This window comes from Anoxybacillus mongoliensis (assembly GCF_014201515.1).
Classification (GTDB): Bacteria; Bacillota; Bacilli; order Bacillales; family Anoxybacillaceae; genus Anoxybacillus; species Anoxybacillus mongoliensis.
On sequence record NZ_JACHEQ010000011.1, the window covers coordinates 1 to 14,909 of the forward strand.

The 14,909-nt window shown below is 39.3% G+C and carries 18 protein-coding genes; 9 read left to right on the forward strand and 9 right to left on the reverse strand.

The window, feature by feature from the left end; genetic code table 11:
- Window positions 1-84: 84 nt before the first annotated feature.
- The 6 genes from HNR43_RS10125 to HNR43_RS10150 form a co-directional block, all read right to left on the reverse strand.
- A complete protein-coding gene (locus tag HNR43_RS10125) occupies window positions 85-315 on the reverse strand; it encodes a sigma-G-dependent sporulation-specific acid-soluble spore protein CsgA (protein ID WP_183243579.1) in 231 nt (76 codons plus the stop codon).
- A 54-nt stretch (window positions 316-369) separates the two neighbouring features.
- Complete coding sequence (locus HNR43_RS10130) at window positions 370-1,407, reverse strand: iron-containing alcohol dehydrogenase family protein (protein ID WP_183243581.1); 1,038 nt, start codon at window positions 1,405-1,407, stop codon at window positions 370-372.
- Window positions 1,404-2,054, reverse strand: coding sequence for an MtnX-like HAD-IB family phosphatase (locus HNR43_RS10135; protein WP_183243583.1), 651 nt, complete (start codon window positions 2,052-2,054; stop codon window positions 1,404-1,406). The genes HNR43_RS10130 and HNR43_RS10135 overlap by 4 nt, the downstream gene beginning before the upstream one ends.
- A gap of 35 nt (window positions 2,055-2,089) precedes the next feature.
- Entirely contained in the window at window positions 2,090-3,211 is a 1,122-nt protein-coding gene (locus tag HNR43_RS10140) for an NAD(P)/FAD-dependent oxidoreductase (RefSeq protein WP_183243585.1), read from the reverse strand.
- Window positions 3,212-3,292: 81 nt separating this feature from the next.
- Complete coding sequence (locus tag HNR43_RS10145; protein ID WP_183243587.1) at window positions 3,293-4,282, reverse strand: sodium-dependent bicarbonate transport family permease; 990 nt, start codon at window positions 4,280-4,282, stop codon at window positions 3,293-3,295.
- 115 nt (window positions 4,283-4,397) lie between these two features.
- A complete protein-coding gene (locus tag HNR43_RS10150; RefSeq protein ID WP_032099579.1) occupies window positions 4,398-4,757 on the reverse strand; it encodes a Na-translocating system protein MpsC family protein in 360 nt (119 codons plus the stop codon).
- 300 nt (window positions 4,758-5,057) lie between these two features.
- On the opposite strand from HNR43_RS10150, the gene HNR43_RS10155 reads away from it, so the two are divergent.
- Entirely contained in the window at window positions 5,058-5,975 is a 918-nt protein-coding gene (locus HNR43_RS10155; RefSeq protein ID WP_183243589.1) for a diacylglycerol/lipid kinase family protein, read from the forward strand.
- Between the two features lie 49 nt (window positions 5,976-6,024).
- Here HNR43_RS10155 and HNR43_RS10160 read toward each other — a convergent pair whose 3' ends face one another.
- Window positions 6,025-6,162, reverse strand: a complete 138-nt coding sequence (locus HNR43_RS10160) for a hypothetical protein (RefSeq protein ID WP_183243591.1) — start codon at window positions 6,160-6,162, stop codon at window positions 6,025-6,027.
- The gene (locus tag HNR43_RS10165) at window positions 6,159-6,314 is read right to left on the reverse strand and encodes a hypothetical protein (protein WP_183243593.1); all 156 of its coding nucleotides are present in this window, start codon (window positions 6,312-6,314) and stop codon (window positions 6,159-6,161) included. The genes HNR43_RS10160 and HNR43_RS10165 overlap by 4 nt, the downstream gene beginning before the upstream one ends.
- A gap of 190 nt (window positions 6,315-6,504) precedes the next feature.
- Between HNR43_RS10165 and HNR43_RS10170 the strand changes: the two genes are divergently transcribed.
- The 4 genes from HNR43_RS10170 to HNR43_RS10185 are packed head-to-tail and all read left to right on the forward strand — an operon-like array spanning window position 6,505 to window position 10,084.
- Window positions 6,505-6,792 (forward strand): MerR family transcriptional regulator, encoded by a 288-nt coding sequence (locus HNR43_RS10170; RefSeq protein ID WP_004890703.1) that lies wholly within the window; start codon window positions 6,505-6,507, stop codon window positions 6,790-6,792.
- Window positions 6,793-6,833: 41 nt separating this feature from the next.
- Window positions 6,834-7,118, forward strand: coding sequence for a hypothetical protein (locus tag HNR43_RS10175; RefSeq protein ID WP_246346305.1), 285 nt, complete (start codon window positions 6,834-6,836; stop codon window positions 7,116-7,118).
- Window positions 7,119-7,146: 28 nt separating this feature from the next.
- Window positions 7,147-7,893 carry a membrane protein insertase YidC gene (gene yidC / locus HNR43_RS10180; protein ID WP_183243595.1) on the forward strand — a complete coding sequence of 249 codons (747 nt, stop codon included), beginning with the start codon at window positions 7,147-7,149 and terminating at the stop codon, window positions 7,891-7,893.
- A 46-nt stretch (window positions 7,894-7,939) separates the two neighbouring features.
- On the forward strand, window positions 7,940-10,084 hold the full coding sequence (locus HNR43_RS10185; protein ID WP_183243597.1) for a DNA topoisomerase III: 2,145 nt from the start codon (window positions 7,940-7,942) through the stop codon (window positions 10,082-10,084).
- 12 nt (window positions 10,085-10,096) lie between these two features.
- On the opposite strand, the gene HNR43_RS10190 is transcribed toward HNR43_RS10185, so the two are convergent.
- Window positions 10,097-10,462 carry a rhodanese-like domain-containing protein gene (locus HNR43_RS10190; RefSeq protein ID WP_183243715.1) on the reverse strand — a complete coding sequence of 122 codons (366 nt, stop codon included), beginning with the start codon at window positions 10,460-10,462 and terminating at the stop codon, window positions 10,097-10,099.
- 144 nt (window positions 10,463-10,606) lie between these two features.
- On the opposite strand from HNR43_RS10190, the gene cysK reads away from it, so the two are divergent.
- Genes cysK through ymfI form a run of 4 tightly spaced genes read left to right on the forward strand, consistent with a single transcriptional unit; the run spans window position 10,607 to window position 14,846 of the window.
- Entirely contained in the window at window positions 10,607-11,524 is a 918-nt protein-coding gene (cysK, locus tag HNR43_RS10195; RefSeq protein ID WP_183243599.1) for a cysteine synthase A, read from the forward strand.
- 47 nt (window positions 11,525-11,571) lie between these two features.
- Window positions 11,572-12,849: an EF-P 5-aminopentanol modification-associated protein YfmF gene (gene yfmF, locus HNR43_RS10200; protein ID WP_183243601.1), complete on the forward strand. Its 1,278-nt coding sequence runs from the start codon at window positions 11,572-11,574 to the stop codon at window positions 12,847-12,849.
- On the forward strand, window positions 12,846-14,126 hold the full coding sequence (gene yfmH, locus HNR43_RS10205; protein WP_183243603.1) for an EF-P 5-aminopentanol modification-associated protein YfmH: 1,281 nt from the start codon (window positions 12,846-12,848) through the stop codon (window positions 14,124-14,126). Before yfmF ends, yfmH begins: the two co-directional genes overlap by 4 nt.
- A gap of 6 nt (window positions 14,127-14,132) precedes the next feature.
- The gene (ymfI, locus tag HNR43_RS10210; RefSeq protein WP_183243605.1) at window positions 14,133-14,846 is read left to right on the forward strand and encodes an elongation factor P 5-aminopentanone reductase; all 714 of its coding nucleotides are present in this window, start codon (window positions 14,133-14,135) and stop codon (window positions 14,844-14,846) included.
- The last annotated feature ends 63 nt before the right edge of the window (window positions 14,847-14,909 follow it).

The window sequence follows — 14,909 nt, forward strand, 5'->3', positions numbered from 1 at the left end:
CGTTATTTTCGTCGGTTCATCAAGGGAAACAAATATCAGAATGGAATAAAATGGTTGAAAGACAACTGTCTTTCAACCATTTTGTCAACAGTCTGGGACGCGAACAGCGTCTTGTTCTTCTTTTGCATATTTCATTTCTTGGCGCAACATGCGATCTAAAAATGCTGCTTCTTTTTGTGATAAGTCGCGGACGAATTGCTCTTCATTTTTGTACGGTTTACTTATTAGTTTTTTATATAAATGAATGGCTAGCGCGTGATGGCGGTCAGCATAGTTTGCTAATGCTTCACGCAAATAAGCTAACGTTTGATTCAACCGTTCCACCTCCTTAAACAGTAGGGTGGGCGGTTTTTTGATCAAATATGTGTGCTATGTAAAAATCTCTTGTAAAATAGGGTCTTTATCAAGAAGTTCGATTGCCCGCTTTCGATATGTTTCATCGTGAATGTACGTATAGCGGTTTGGTTTGATCGTTGGTGCCATATCGATCGCTTGTCGATATTCTTCTTTATTTAAACGCAACGTTTTGACGTAGTCAAATAATCCGGTACGTGTAAACACTTTTGTGATGCGTTCAGCTCGATGTTGTTGGACACGCGCCATGATATACGTAGCGATCCCAACTTGAATGCCATGCATATGTGGCGATGAACTAATTTTATCAAGCGCATGAGAGATCAAATGTTCAGACCCGCTAATTGGCGAACTATTCCCACTAATGACGGTTGAAATGCCGCTCATCGTTAAAGAGCTAATGAGTTCCTTTAGAAAAATAGGATGTTTAATATTTTGCATGGGCGTACGAATGAAGCTATTGACCGCTTTTTTACTAATCATCGCTGCAAAAGCGTTTACACGACTAACTCCGTGGCTTTGTTCGAACTCCCAGTCGTACAGCGCTGTAATGTTGGACATTAAATCGCCCACACCAGCTAAAATAAAGCGATCAGGAGCTTGCTGAATGATGTTTAGGTCAGCTAAAATGCCGAACGGTACCTTGGCGGGAACGGTTGTTTTTTTACCGTGAACAAGTAATGAACAGTTCGTGCTTGCAAACCCATCATTCGATGCGGATGTCGGAATGCTAATAAACGGCACTTGTCGTAAAAACGCCATATATTTGCCGCAGTCAATGACCGCGCCACCACCCATTGCCATCATGACATCACAATGAGGAAGTTCAAACGCTTTTTTCATAATGTCGACGATATCAAGCTGCGGTGGTAAGCAAACAGGATGAACAGAAGCAGATGAAATGGCTCGCTTCATTTCGTTCTCGTACGTTTGGTAAGTGAAATCATCAAATAAGATAACAGCTTTGGAAAAACGATACGTTTTCATCAGCTCGTCGATGCGCCAAATGACACCTTCGCCAATTTCAAGAATGGATGGAATGGGGATGTTCATGTTAATACCCCTTTTTCTTGTAAGTAACGTTCAACGTCCGCAAATGTGTTCACAGGAACAAAAGGAATATGTTGTTCGCGCAACAACGATTGTAAAGTGCCTTTTGCAAATGTGACATCTGCGACTTTCGCTGCATGAACATCTGGTTCACTATCACCGATAAAATAAACCGTTTCATACGTCTGTTTTAATGTACGAATGACACTTGATTTATCGATGCCGTATCGTTCTGAATAATGAATATGATTCGGGTCAATACGCATGTGAATATTTTTGTCATGATAATATCCTTCGTTAGAAAAAATGTCAACGCCACGTATATCGTACTTTTTAAAAATATGGCGAATATAATAATCGGTTCCGGCACTTAATACATAAAAATCACCTTCGCTTTGTTGGACACGTTTGATAAAAGGTAAGACCGTTTCATCAATCGGAATATGGTGAATATCTTCAATGATTTTTTCTTCATCTTGATGAATGGATGTAAATACAGTTTTTAAAAAATCGATATCCTTTATTTTTCCGGCACGCCATTGTTGGAATAATTGTTCGCCTTCTGGAAAATATTTCTCAATAACAATCCAGTAAAAGTCTTTATTCGAGATTGTTCCGTCAAAATCAGAAACAAAAGCCCATTTGTTCATTCGTGAACCTCCGTTTTTGTTGTTATTATATGCATTTATGAAAGAAATTGAATGGCTTGGGCAACATCGTAGTCGTTTTGTTGTAATGAAGTAGATTGTCCAAGAATGATTTTCGTAAGCTCCGCCCCAACATATGGACCGGCAGTCAAGCCGGATGCGCCAAGACCATTTGCCGCGTAAAGGCCTTCGATTTGTGGTACTGCCCCGAATACAGGCAAAAAGTTTGGGGCATGAGGACGGAAGCCAACGCGTGTTTCCGCATGAGTCCAATTCGCTAAGTGAGGAGCGATGGTTAATGCTTTATGTAACACTTCGTATAACCCACCGGCAGTCACACGACAGTCAATGCCAACACCGTCTTCATGTGTAGCTCCAACAACTATTTTTCCGTTCGGAAAGGCAAGTAAATATTGATTGTTTGGTGGCATGACGACAGGCCAATGATCCGTATGTTGTTTAGGGTGCTGTAGGTGGACAATTTGCGCTCGCTGTGGTGTGATAAGAAAATCAATACCTAGTGGCAAAAGTAATGATTTTGCCCAAACCCCTGCTGCAACAATGACTGCATCCGCCTCATAACGATCGTTTGCTACCATGGCACCAATAACTCGCTCATTCTCGTGCAAAAGTGTGGCGCTTCCTTTTATATATGTTGCCCCTAATTGAATAGCAGCATGAATAAGAGAACGTCGCAATGCACGTCCGTCCACCCGAGCCGCTCCGCTCACATATAGCGCTTCGTATTCGTCACTTAATACAGGAAATCGTGTTTTTACTTCTTTTGGGGACAAGCGAGTAATTTCTCCAATCTCAGGAGCTTCTTCCCGTCGTTTATACACGCGTTCTTCCATACTTTGTAATTTATCAGAATCATGATGCAAACAAATGGCTCCGACACGTTTGTATCCTGTTTCGTGACCGTATGCTTGTAATTGTTCAATTAACTGTGGATAAAATGCCGCACCGCCTTTAGCAAGCGCATACCACTTTTTATTTCGCCGTTGTGACGTCCACGGGCAAATGATTCCTGCTGCTGCATCTGTTGCTTGCCCTCGGTCTTCACGGTCAATAATCATAACTTCAACCTTTTCTTTTGCGAGATGAAAAGCAACAGAGGCGCCAACAATTCCAGCGCCGATGACGATATAACGATTCATTGTTCACACCTTTTCTTTTGTTGTTTTGTACCATTACAATAACATAAGACGACGAAAAAGCAAGGACAACCCCTTGCTTTTTCAATAAAACCACTTCGCCATTTCGTAATATAATGGCATGCCGATCGTTAAGTTAAACGGAAATGTAAGTCCAAGTGCCATACCGAGATAAATGGCAGGGTTGGCTTCTGGGACGGATGCACGCATCGCAGCTGGAGCTGCAATGTACGAGGCACTTGCGGCAAGCACGCTAAGTAAAATCGTCCCTCCGAAGGATAGCCCTGAATAATAACCGATGACAACACCTAAAAATCCGTATATAGGTGGTAAGAAGATTCCTAAGGCGAGCAATTTTATCCCATACTTTCGAACAGCTGCAAGCTGATTCCCAGCTGTTAGTCCCATTCCAAGTAAAAAGAGGACGAGCACACTTGGATATAAATCAATAAATAAAGGTTTAACAATCGTAAGAGCACGATCTCCACCAACTAATCCAACGAGGAGGCTGCCGACCATTAAAAACACGCTTTTTCCGAATAACCCTTCCTTAATAATCGGTCCGTATACCGATGTAGCAGAGAAGCGATATACCATTTCTTGTTTATATGAGCGACTTTCTAACAATTTCAATATGACGAGCGACACGATGATTGCGGGACTCTCTAGTAAGACGACAAATGCGTTCATATAGCTTTCATATGAAATATTTGCTTGTTCGACAAAAGCAAGCGCGGCACCAAATGTAACGATACTAACTGATCCATATGTTGCAGCAATGCCTGTTGCATTTTTACGATCAATGCCGAGACGACGACAAACCGCAAACGTAATGATCGGGATGATAATACCAAGAGATAATGTTCCAACTAATGGGCGAATAAGCTCACGAAAAGAATGTTCCGAAAGTTCAATTCCCCCTTTCATACCGATGGCAATTAACAAATAAATGCTTAACGACTCATTTAATCCTGTTGGTAATTTTAAATCTGATTTGACGAGCGCCGCAATAATGCCGAGGAGAAAAAATAAAATAGCTGGTGATGTTAAGTTGTTGATAATCATTTCTTGCATAGCAATCCTCTCCTTCTATTTCTCTTATTCAACAAAAAAGCCAGAAACATTTTTCGATCGGGTCGAAAAATATTTCCGGCTTATCTTTTACTGACCACAATGGGCCTTTAAAAGATCAACCTTGTATATCGATTGGTTCTTGTAACAAAAAGACGATCATTCGCTCTCCAGTTTTTGTACTAATATCTGTATGCATACTTGTTACTTGTTTTCCTGTTAATGTATAAATCATTTGTTTTAACTGTTCACTACCTGACTCAATTAAATCTGAACGGATGCGTTTAATGGACAACATCCCTTCCTTTGTTTCACACAATACTTTTTCAGCAGGAGTTAAAATGCCACGTAACTGCACGATGACCATGTTTCGTAAAATATCGGTTTTTACAGAGAGTGGACCGCGGCCTAAATATTCTTTTTCCCATTGGGTGAGAGCGCGACTAATTTGATCTTCTAGTTCCCCTTTTGTTTTCACAATGACCCCCCTTTAGAAACAAAAAACGGCATGCCTCACGTATAGACCAAGTGAAACATACCGATATATTTTTAGCCTAACTCGTCCCGCTATCGACCTTTTCGTTTTTGCCATGTGGCCATGTCAAAAACGCTAAGGTAAAACAATAAAACGAGCTTGCTATCAATCGTTCGGTGCAACAATTTGTTTTTAATTGTATAAGGCTTCAAAAATTATGTCAAGGGAAAAGATTGATGCCATACATGTATATGCCATGATAGAATAAAAAGAAAGGGTGAGATAGGAAATGGGGGAGAAGGCTTGTTATTACATTTTATTGTAAATCCTTCAGCTAAAAATGGAAAATGCAAAAAAATATGGTTTAAAATAGAACAAAGACTTCGACGTCATCGTATTGATTATCATGTTGCATTTACACAAGAACAGGGAGATGGAACGAAGCTAGCACAACAATTCGCTGAACAAAAACATGAACCGTTTATATTAATTGCAGTTGGTGGGGATGGAACGATCCATGAAGTAATGAATGGCGTTGCGAAGTATGATCATGTGGCTGTCGGATACATCCCAGCTGGGACAGGAAACGATTTTGCTCGTGGGATAAAATTTCCGATCACGTGGCGAAAAGCGCTTAATCAAATGTTATTAAGTGTGGAAGGTATACATGTTGATTCGTATGATATTGGAGCATTTAAAAGTACAAAACAAGGTGTTTTTGTGAACAGTGTCGGTTGTGGATTCGATGCACATATCTCAAGAAAAGCGAACGCGTCAAAATGGAAGCAAATTTTAAATCGCTTGTACTTAGGAAAGTTTGTTTACGTTTTTTACTTATTAAAGGAAATGTTTTTATATAAACCGACCGTTATACAATTGACTGTCGATCAAAAACAATATACATTTTCAAAAGCATGGCTTGTTACTGTAGCCAATCACCCATATTATGGTGGAGGAATGAAAATAGCTCCATTTGCACAGTCGAATGATCAACGTTTTGATGTTGTTGTCGTCGATGATGTATCACGGTTAAAATTGCTCTCCTTATTTGCAACGGTGTTTTGGGGCGGTCATATAAGAATGAAAGAAGTACATACGTTTCAAGGGAAACATATTCACATTTGTAGTGATGTTCCCCTTCCTCTCCATGCAGATGGCGAGCAAATTGGCGAAGGCGACATTACGATTTCAGTAAACAAACAAATACGTGTGCTGAAGTAGCCCGCATAAAAAAAAAAAAGTGAAAGGCTCTTGCTGTCGCTAAGAGCCTTTAATATTTGTTTTGCATATGTCGCAATATTTCGTAGGCGTGATCGCCAAGAAGTGCAAGAAGCTGTTCGAACATTGCGTCTCTTTGTAAATCAAGTTCAATTATTTGTTTAGCCAGATCAATTGCTTGTTTGTTCATTTCTTAATCTCCTTTCGAAGCTGTTCATATTTTCTTCGTAACTCCGATACCGTCCAATGGTGTAACAGGCGCACATCCGTTTCCCCTCTCTTATTGAGATGGTCGATGTAAAATTGCTTTTGTTTCATCGTTTTTTGTAAAAGAGTCCCCATTTTATTCCACACCTCCGTATGTTTCGTTTGCTAATCATTATATATATTTTTGTTTTGTCGAGCACCATTTTTGTTATTTTTCATAACACAAAAACCAAATTTGTTAACTTTAATAACAAAAAACATGTAAAAATTGAGAAAATAATATATGATTGTGTTATAAAAAGTTACATTGGTCAGGGGGATGGAGATGGATTCGTATAAACATAAAAAAGTTATCTCAATTGGTATTGTTAGTGAGTTAACAGGTTTGTCACCGAGGCAAATTCGTTATTATGAAGAAAGGCAACTTATTTTTCCTGATCGATCAAAAGGGACGAGAAAATATTCATTTGCTGATGTTGAATGGCTTGTTGAAATCGCAAACAAACGTGAGGAAGGGGTACAAACGAGAGAAATTCGTTATGAAATGATGAAAGAAATTCGTGAAACGATGAGAAAAGGACAAATCAATGCTCATTTTCGTTCCCGTATGTAATTTTCTTTTCCCCATGTTATAATGATAGGGGAAGGGGAGCTATGAGCATGTTTATTGAGTTTTCATTTGACATGTTTACGTATGTATCACTATTAAGTGTGTTTGTTGTGGCGATGACGTGTTATGTGACGCGACAAGCTAATCATGTGATCTTCGTTGAACGATTCGTCGCATACGATGAGAACGGTTGTGCAAAAAAGCCAAGCGATGCATATAGACATATACTATTTCATACTCGTTTTATTATGTTTCAACAACGAAAAATTCCAACAAACGAACGATCTCATGCGAGTGATGAAGAAGGAAGGTTGCTCCTTGTTTGCTGATAAATAACAAACAAGGAGGATTTACAACGTGAGAAAATGGATCGTTTTATTTTTTGTATTATTGTTAAGTGCATGTAATCGAAATGTGCCGATTACAGAACATAGTCAAGGTATATGGGACCATTATTTTGTTTATCCGATGTCCAAGTTACTGCTAATGCTTGGACACGCATTTCAAGAAAATTACGGGCTTGCGATTATTGCATTGACGATTGTTGTCCGTTTTGGGCTGCTTCCGCTGATGGTCAAACAGTTTCGGACAAATATTGCGATGCAGCGCATTCGTCCGGAAATCCAAAAACTGCAACAAAAATATAAAGGCACAGATATGGAAGCACAACGAAAGTTGCAACAAGAGATGATGCAACTATACCAAAAACATGGTGTCAATCCAATGAGCGGTTGCTTGCCGATTTTTATTCAAATGCCTATTTTTATGTCGTTGTATTACGCGATTTCGCGAACGGAAGAAATTAAGCTACATTCATTTTTATGGATGCAACTCGGTCATCGTGATCCATATCTCATTATGCCTATATTAGCAAGTTTAACGACATTTATTTCGATGCGTTTATCTCCATCTGCGACAACAACAGAAGCGGCGACGCAAATGAAAATCATGTCATATATTATGCCTGTGATGATTTTTATGGGGGCAAGTTCTGTCCCTTCAGCTTTATCGCTATATTGGGTCGTTGGTGGATGTTTTTCAATTATCCAGTCGCTCGTGATGCGTGCACAATGGAAGAAGCATCAAGTAGAAACTGCTAAATAACCTGCTCGCAAGATGAGCAGGTTTCTTTTCGTCAAGAGGTGAAAAAATGAAAGTTATTATTGCCGAAAAACCGGATCAAGGAAAGACGCTTGCATCTATTTTTCAAACAAAAAAACGAGAAGGGTATATGGAAATTTTACCGAATGAGCTGTTTCCGAGAGGCGCTTATATGACATGGGGAGTTGGACATTTATTTGAATTAGCTTCCCCTGAAACGTATGAAGAAAGATGGAAGCGATGGACACTTCATACGTTACCGATCATTCCGGATCGTTTTCAATATGAAATCGCTCGAAAAAAAGGGAAACAGTTTGCGATCATTAAACAATTGCTTCGTAAGCCTGAAGTAACTGAGATTATTCATGCTGGTGATGCAGGGAGAGAAGGGGAATTAATCATTCGAAACATCATCTATATGAGCGGTGTAAAAAAACCGATCAAACGGCTTTGGATTTCATCGTTAACACCGAAAGCGATTGAACAAGGATTCCGTCAATTGTTGGATGAAAAACAAACGCGTCCTTTATACGAGGAAGCGTATGCACGAACATGTGCCGATTGGCTTGTTGGTATAAATGCATCGAGAGTGTATACGATTTTATTGAAACAAAAAGGAATGAACGACGTCTTTTCTGTTGGTCGGGTACAAACGCCTACGCTCGCCCTTATTGTGAGAAGAGAAAAAGAAATTGAACAGTTTCGTCCCGAGCCGTTTTGGGAAGTTGTTGCTACGTTTGATGTGAATGGAAACCGATATGAAGGAAAATGGTGGCATGAAAATGAAACAAGAACATATGATCAGCAACTTGCTGAAAAGGTGAGCGCATTTTGCCGAGGGAAACAAGTAGAGATAGAAGAAGTGACATGTGAGCGAAAAACATTTTTACCCCCGCTTTTATTTAATTTATCAACATTACAAGCAACAGCCAACAAGCGGTTTAAATATTCACCACAAAAAACACTGGATATATTACAAAAACTATATCAAAAAGGATATGTATCGTATCCACGCTCCGATTCACAATACGTAACAAAAGGAGAAGCGGAAACATTCCCACATATCTTAAAACAAATTTTTCAAAAGGAGGAATATGCGTCTTATTCTTCACTTGCCCACAAATCGATTTTACATAATAAACGTTATGTAAACGAAAAGAAAGTGACCGATCACTACGCCATTGTTCCAACTGAACAAGTGCCGAATTTGATAAAGTTAAGTCAGGATGAGCGAAATATTTACGATCTGGTCGTTCGGAGATTAATTGCTGCTCATAGTAAAGAAGCTATATTTGATTATACAACGATTGTAACTGTTGTTGATGGGAGAGCTCGCTTTATTTCAAAAGGAAAAAAACAAATACAAGCAGGATGGCGGGACGTCCTTATGTCACAAGATGATGATGTACAACTTTTACCGAATGTACAACGTGGAGAAAAAGGAACGGTATATGATGTGCATGTGAAAGAAGGAAAAACGCAACCTCCAAAACGGTATACAGAAGGAGAACTCATTACGTTAATGAAAACAGCAGGAAAATTTTTAGATGACGAACAACTGGAGAAAGTATTAGCGAAAACAGAAGGACTTGGGACGGAAGCTACGCGCGCCTCCATTATTACAATGTTAAAACAGAGGAACTATATTGAGATAAAAAATAATCAAGTATATGTAACCGATAAAGGAAAAGTTTTAATTGAAGCAATCGGTTCACATATTTTAGCGTCACCCGAGATGACAGCGAAATGGGAGCAACGATTAAGTGAAATTGGTAAACGGAAAGCGTCGGCGACACATTTTATGGAACAAGTGAAAAAATTGGCAGCCAAAATTGTGACCGATGCGGTACAAATGGCAAATCATTGGTCATTTGAAGGACTAGATACCGCTTCGATTCAGCGGAAGAAAAAAACAACGATCGGAAAACATGTTGGAATGTGTAAGCTTTGTGGGGGTTCCGTTGTAGATAAAGGTTCGTTTTACGGTTGTGTCAACTATACCAAAACAAAGTGCTCATTTACTATTTCAAAAACGATGTTGGGCAAATCGATTTCACAAGCAAACGTCAAAAAATTATTAGCAGAAGGAAAAACGAATGTTATCAAAGGGTTTAAAAAGGGAGAAAACACATTTAACGCTGCGGTTATATGGGATGAAAAAGAAAAACGTATATCGTTTTCGTTTGAAAAATAGGAGGCTCCCCTCCTATTTTTCAACTTCGCCTTTCCACTCGTTCATACCGCCAGTCACATTATATATACTTGAGAACCCTTCTTTTACTAGCAATTCGCTTGCTTGCGCTGAGCGATTACCTGAACGACAAACGACAATATACGTCTTGTTTTTGTTCAGTTCACCTACACGATCAGGAAGTTGTTGTAAAGGTAATAAAATAGCTCCAGGAATATGACCAGAAGCATATTCCTCTTCTGTACGGACATCGAGCACAACAACGTCTTCTTTTTGTATCATTTGTGCAGCTTCATCCACAGAAATATTTGTATAACGATCTTGTGCACACCCACTTACGATGAAAAGAAATGTAAGTAAAAAAGAAAACCATTTTCGCATCACATCATCGCCTCCATGTATATTAAAATACCCGCATGTGTATTTTAGCTTATTTTTTCGATTTCTTCAAACGTTTCGACACCATTGTCATGTTTATATGTAGTACAATTAGAAAAAAGGTTTACATAGAAAGAAGGAGAGAAAATGTGCGGATCTATCATTGACTTGATTGGAAATACGCCTATTGTGAAGCTCAATCGTGTCGTTTTTCCAAATGGTGCAAGTGTATATATGAAACTTGAATCGTTTAATCCGGGTGGAAGTGTAAAAGATCGTGCAGCTAGACGAATGATTGAGCGAGCAGAACAAGAAGGGAAAATTGTCCCTTATGAAAGTACGATTATTGAACCGACATCAGGGAATACAGGAATTGGGTTAGCGATGGTATGCGCAGCGAAAGGTTATCGTTGCATCATCACGATGCCAGATAATGCGACAAAAGAGCGAGTGAATTTATTAAAAGCATATGGAGCAGAAGTTTACTTAACCCCTGCAGCTTTGCGCATGCAAGGGGCGATTGATGAAGCGTATCGGCTTGCTGAGAACATTCCAAACAGCTTTATCCCCATGCAATTTGAAAATAGCGCAAATCCAGATGCTCATCGGACTAGCACGGCGCTTGAAATTATCGAAGCATTTCCAGAAGGAATTGATGCGTTTGTACTTACGGCAGGAACAGGGGGAACAGTAACAGGAACAGGGGAAGAGTTGAAGAAAAAGTTTCCTAATTTACATATTTATGTAGTCGAACCGTACGGCTCCCCCGTACTTTCAGGTGGACAACCGGGATCACATAAAATTCCAGGTACCGGGCCGGGATTTATTCCTCGTATTTTAAACCGAAATGTATATGATGATATTTTGCTTGTCAAAGATGAAGAGGCACAAACGATGGCGCGGCGATTGGCATCAGAAGAAGGAATTTTAGTAGGCGCTTCAGCTGGAGCAGCTGCTTTTTGTGCGGTTCAAGTGGCGCAAACTCTCCCGAAAGATGCACGTGTGCTTTGTATGGCACCAGATACAGGAGAACGATATTTATCATCCGATTTATTTAGCGGATAAGAGAAAGAAAAAATGTCGAGGATATAAAATAAAAAGGAAGTGATTGTATGTTTCAAGAAGAAGTGAAAACAATAGGCGGCCTTCGCCTTCATGTCATTCCAACAAAAAAATATAAAACGAATACGCTCGTGTTAAAGATGAAAGCTCCATTATGCGAACAAGATATAACGATGCGTGCGCTCGTTCCGTATGTGCTACAAAATGCTACAGAGCGACATCCTTCCATGAAGGAGTTTCGTACATATTTAGATGAATTATATGGTGCGACGTTACAAGTAGATTTGGCGAAAAAAGGGGAACATCATGTAATTACGATCCGAATGGATGTGGCAAACGAAAAATTTTTAGGCGATACATCTCCACTACTGCGCGAAGCGTTGACGCTCTTTAGCGACATGCTGTTTCGTCCGCTTACTGAGCAAGGTGGATTTTCCGTTACGATCGTTGAGCAGGAGAAACGGGCATTGAAACAAAAAATTCAATCGTTGTTTGATGATAAAATGCGATATGCTCAACATCGACTCATCGAAGAGATGTATAAAGGTTCGCCTTATGCACTCGATGTTCACGGTAAATTGAATGATATTGATACAATTGATGCTAAGCGTTTATATAAACATTACGAACACATGTTGAAACACGATGAAATAGATTTATACATTGTCGGAGATGTGATGTTAGCGGATGTAGAACATGATGTTGCTGAACGTTTTTCACTAGAAGCTCGTCCTTTACGTTCAACAGAAACGACAACACTAACGAAACGAACAAATGTGCAAGAAGTTATTGAAAAACAAGATGTGAAACAAGGGAAGCTTCATCTTGGTTATCGAACGAACACGACATATAATGATCCAGATTATGATGCGTTACAAGTGTGGAATGGGATCTTCGGTGGGTTTGCACATTCAAAATTGTTTATGAATGTGCGCGAAAAGGCGAGTTTAGCCTATTATGCAGCTTCGCGTATCGAAAGTCATCAAGGAATGATGATGGTTATGGCAGGAATTGAACCAAGCAATTATGAGCGTGCACTTGAAATTATTCATGCTCAGGAAGAGGCGATGCGCAACGGGCAATTTAGTGATCAGGAAATCATTCAAACAAAAGCAGTCATTCGTAATCAACTGTTAGAAACGGTTGATACAGCTCGGGGAATGATTGAGGTCTCTTATCATAACGTCATTGCAACACGGCAACGTCCATTAAATGAGTGGCTAGAAGGGATCGAAAAAGTGACGCGTGAAGATGTTGTTCGTGTAGGTGAAAAAATTGAATTAGATACCATTTATTTCTTAACGGAGAAGGAAGGTGAGAAAAAATGAAGGTCATTCGCTATGATCAGTTACAAGAACAATTATTTTATGAGCGGCTAAACAACGGATTAGATGTTTATATTTTACCGAAAAAGGAATTTAATAAAACATATGCAACGTTTACAACGAAGTACGGTTCAGTAGATAACTGCTTTACTCCATATGGCAAAACGAGTATGAAAAAAGTGCCGGATGGTATCGCCCATTTTTTAGAGCATAAATTGTTTGAAAAAGAAGACGGTGATGTATTCCAAACGTTTAGCAAACAAGGAGCATCAGCAAATGCTTTTACGTCTTTTACACGCACAGCTTATTTATTTTCCAGCACGACAAATGTAGAGGAAAATTTAGAAACTTTGCTCGACTTTGTTCAAGAACCATATTTTACAGAGCAAACAGTTGAAAAAGAAAAAGGAATTATCGCTCAAGAAATTCGTATGTATGACGATAACCCGGATTGGCGTTTGTATTTTGGAACAATTGAAAGCATGTATCACAATCATCCTGTAAAAATTGATATTGCGGGAACGGTGGAGTCCATTTCACATATTACGAAAGATTTATTGTATGAATGTTATGAGACGTTTTATCACCCGAGTAATATGTTGTTGTTTGTTACCGGTCCGGTTGATCCATTGACTACACTCGAACAAATACGTAATAATCAAACAAAAAAAACGTTCCGTTTACCAACAGAGATTGAGCGGTTCCAGTACGAAGAGCCATCACATGTCGCGCGCGAGAAACATGTCATTGAAATGAACGTACAGACATCAAAATGTCTCGTTGGCATAAAAGCAAAACATGTATATGCAAAGGGAAAAGAAAAATTAAAACATGAATGTGCGATGGGATTGCTGCTTGATTATTTATTTGGAAAAAGTTCGCCGCACTATGAGCGGTTATATCAACAAGGATTAATTGATGAAACATTTATGGTCGATTATACAGAAGAAAGTGATTTTGGATTTGGTTTAATTGGTGGCGACACATCGCAACCTGATGAATTAGCGAAAGAAATTGAGCGTATTCTCGTACAGTTTTCCGATATTGATGATGAACAAGTAGAGCGGATGAAAAGAAAAAAAATCGGATCATTTTTACGCTCGTTGAACTCACTTGAGTATATTGCCAACCAGTTCACTCGTTACGCATTTGATGAAATGAGTTTATTCGATGTTGTAAGGACGCTACAATCACTGACATCGGATGATATAAAAGCAGTTGCCCGCGAATGTTTTATGCGTGAACAGTTGACAGTATGTCAAGTTGTTCCAAAAAGGTGAAGGAAGATGAAATATGCGTTAATCACAGGAGCGAGCGGAGGGATTGGGCAAGCAATTGCCCGACAGCTTGCGGAAGATGGATATGGATTGTATTTACACTACTACAAAAATGAACAATCTGTTCAAACGTTAGTGAAACAATTATCAACAGACATATATACAATTCAAGCCGATTTATCTCATCCTTCTGGGGTAGATGGGGTGTTATCTTCTATTTTTCATCCGATTGATGTGCTCGTTCATAATAGTGGAATGAGTGCATATGGACTCGTGACAGATATGAATGATGAGCAAGTGGAACACATGGTACGACTACATGTGACAAGTCCATTTTTACTGACAAAACGATTGTTGCCTTCGATGATTCAACAACGTCGCGGACAAATTGTTGTTATTTCATCAATTTGGGGACTCACAGGGGCGTCATGCGAAGTATTGTATTCGATGGTGAAAGGGGCACAAAATACGTTTGTTAAAGCGTTAGCGAAAGAAGTTGCACCGAGTGGTATACGAGTAAACGCTATTGCTCCAGGAGCCATTGATACACCGATGCTCCATGAGTTTACTGAAGAGGAGTTAGAAGCGTTAACGAACGAGATTCCGCTTGGTAGAATTGGAAAACCAGAAGATGTAGCGAAAGCAGTGTCATTTTTAATCTCTGACCATGCATCGTATATTACGGGACAAATTTTATCTGTCAATGGCGGTTGGTATTGTTAAGCGAGCATAATTTTTTGTTTTATGAGGCAAACTATTCTTGAAACGAATTTCAAGGAGGTTTGC

Excerpts from the sequence above, each read along its gene's own strand:
- HNR43_RS10130 (WP_183243581.1), bottom strand. The coding sequence starts at position 1,407 with ATGAACATCCCCATTCCATCCATTCTTGAAATTGGCGAAGGTGTCATT.
- HNR43_RS10135 (WP_183243583.1), bottom strand. The coding sequence starts at position 2,054 with ATGAACAAATGGGCTTTTGTTTCTGATTTTGACGGAACAATCTCGAAT.
- HNR43_RS10140 (WP_183243585.1), bottom strand. The coding sequence starts at position 3,211 with ATGAATCGTTATATCGTCATCGGCGCTGGAATTGTTGGCGCCTCTGTT.
- HNR43_RS10145 (WP_183243587.1), bottom strand. The coding sequence starts at position 4,282 with ATGCAAGAAATGATTATCAACAACTTAACATCACCAGCTATTTTATTT.
- HNR43_RS10160 (WP_183243591.1), bottom strand. The coding sequence starts at position 6,162 with ATGAACAAACAAGCAATTGATCTGGCTAAACAAATAATTGAACTTGAT.
- HNR43_RS10165 (WP_183243593.1), bottom strand. The coding sequence starts at position 6,314 with ATGGGGACTCTTTTACAAAAAACGATGAAACAAAAGCAATTTTACATC.
- HNR43_RS10170 (WP_004890703.1), top strand. The coding sequence starts at position 6,505 with ATGGATTCGTATAAACATAAAAAAGTTATCTCAATTGGTATTGTTAGT.
- HNR43_RS10175 (WP_246346305.1), top strand. The coding sequence starts at position 6,834 with ATGAGCATGTTTATTGAGTTTTCATTTGACATGTTTACGTATGTATCA.
- HNR43_RS10185 (WP_183243597.1), top strand. The coding sequence starts at position 7,940 with ATGAAAGTTATTATTGCCGAAAAACCGGATCAAGGAAAGACGCTTGCA.
- HNR43_RS10190 (WP_183243715.1), bottom strand. The coding sequence starts at position 10,462 with ATGCGAAAATGGTTTTCTTTTTTACTTACATTTCTTTTCATCGTAAGT.
- cysK (WP_183243599.1), top strand. The coding sequence starts at position 10,607 with ATGTGCGGATCTATCATTGACTTGATTGGAAATACGCCTATTGTGAAG.
- yfmF (WP_183243601.1), top strand. The coding sequence starts at position 11,572 with ATGTTTCAAGAAGAAGTGAAAACAATAGGCGGCCTTCGCCTTCATGTC.
- yfmH (WP_183243603.1), top strand. The coding sequence starts at position 12,846 with ATGAAGGTCATTCGCTATGATCAGTTACAAGAACAATTATTTTATGAG.
- ymfI (WP_183243605.1), top strand. The coding sequence starts at position 14,133 with ATGAAATATGCGTTAATCACAGGAGCGAGCGGAGGGATTGGGCAAGCA.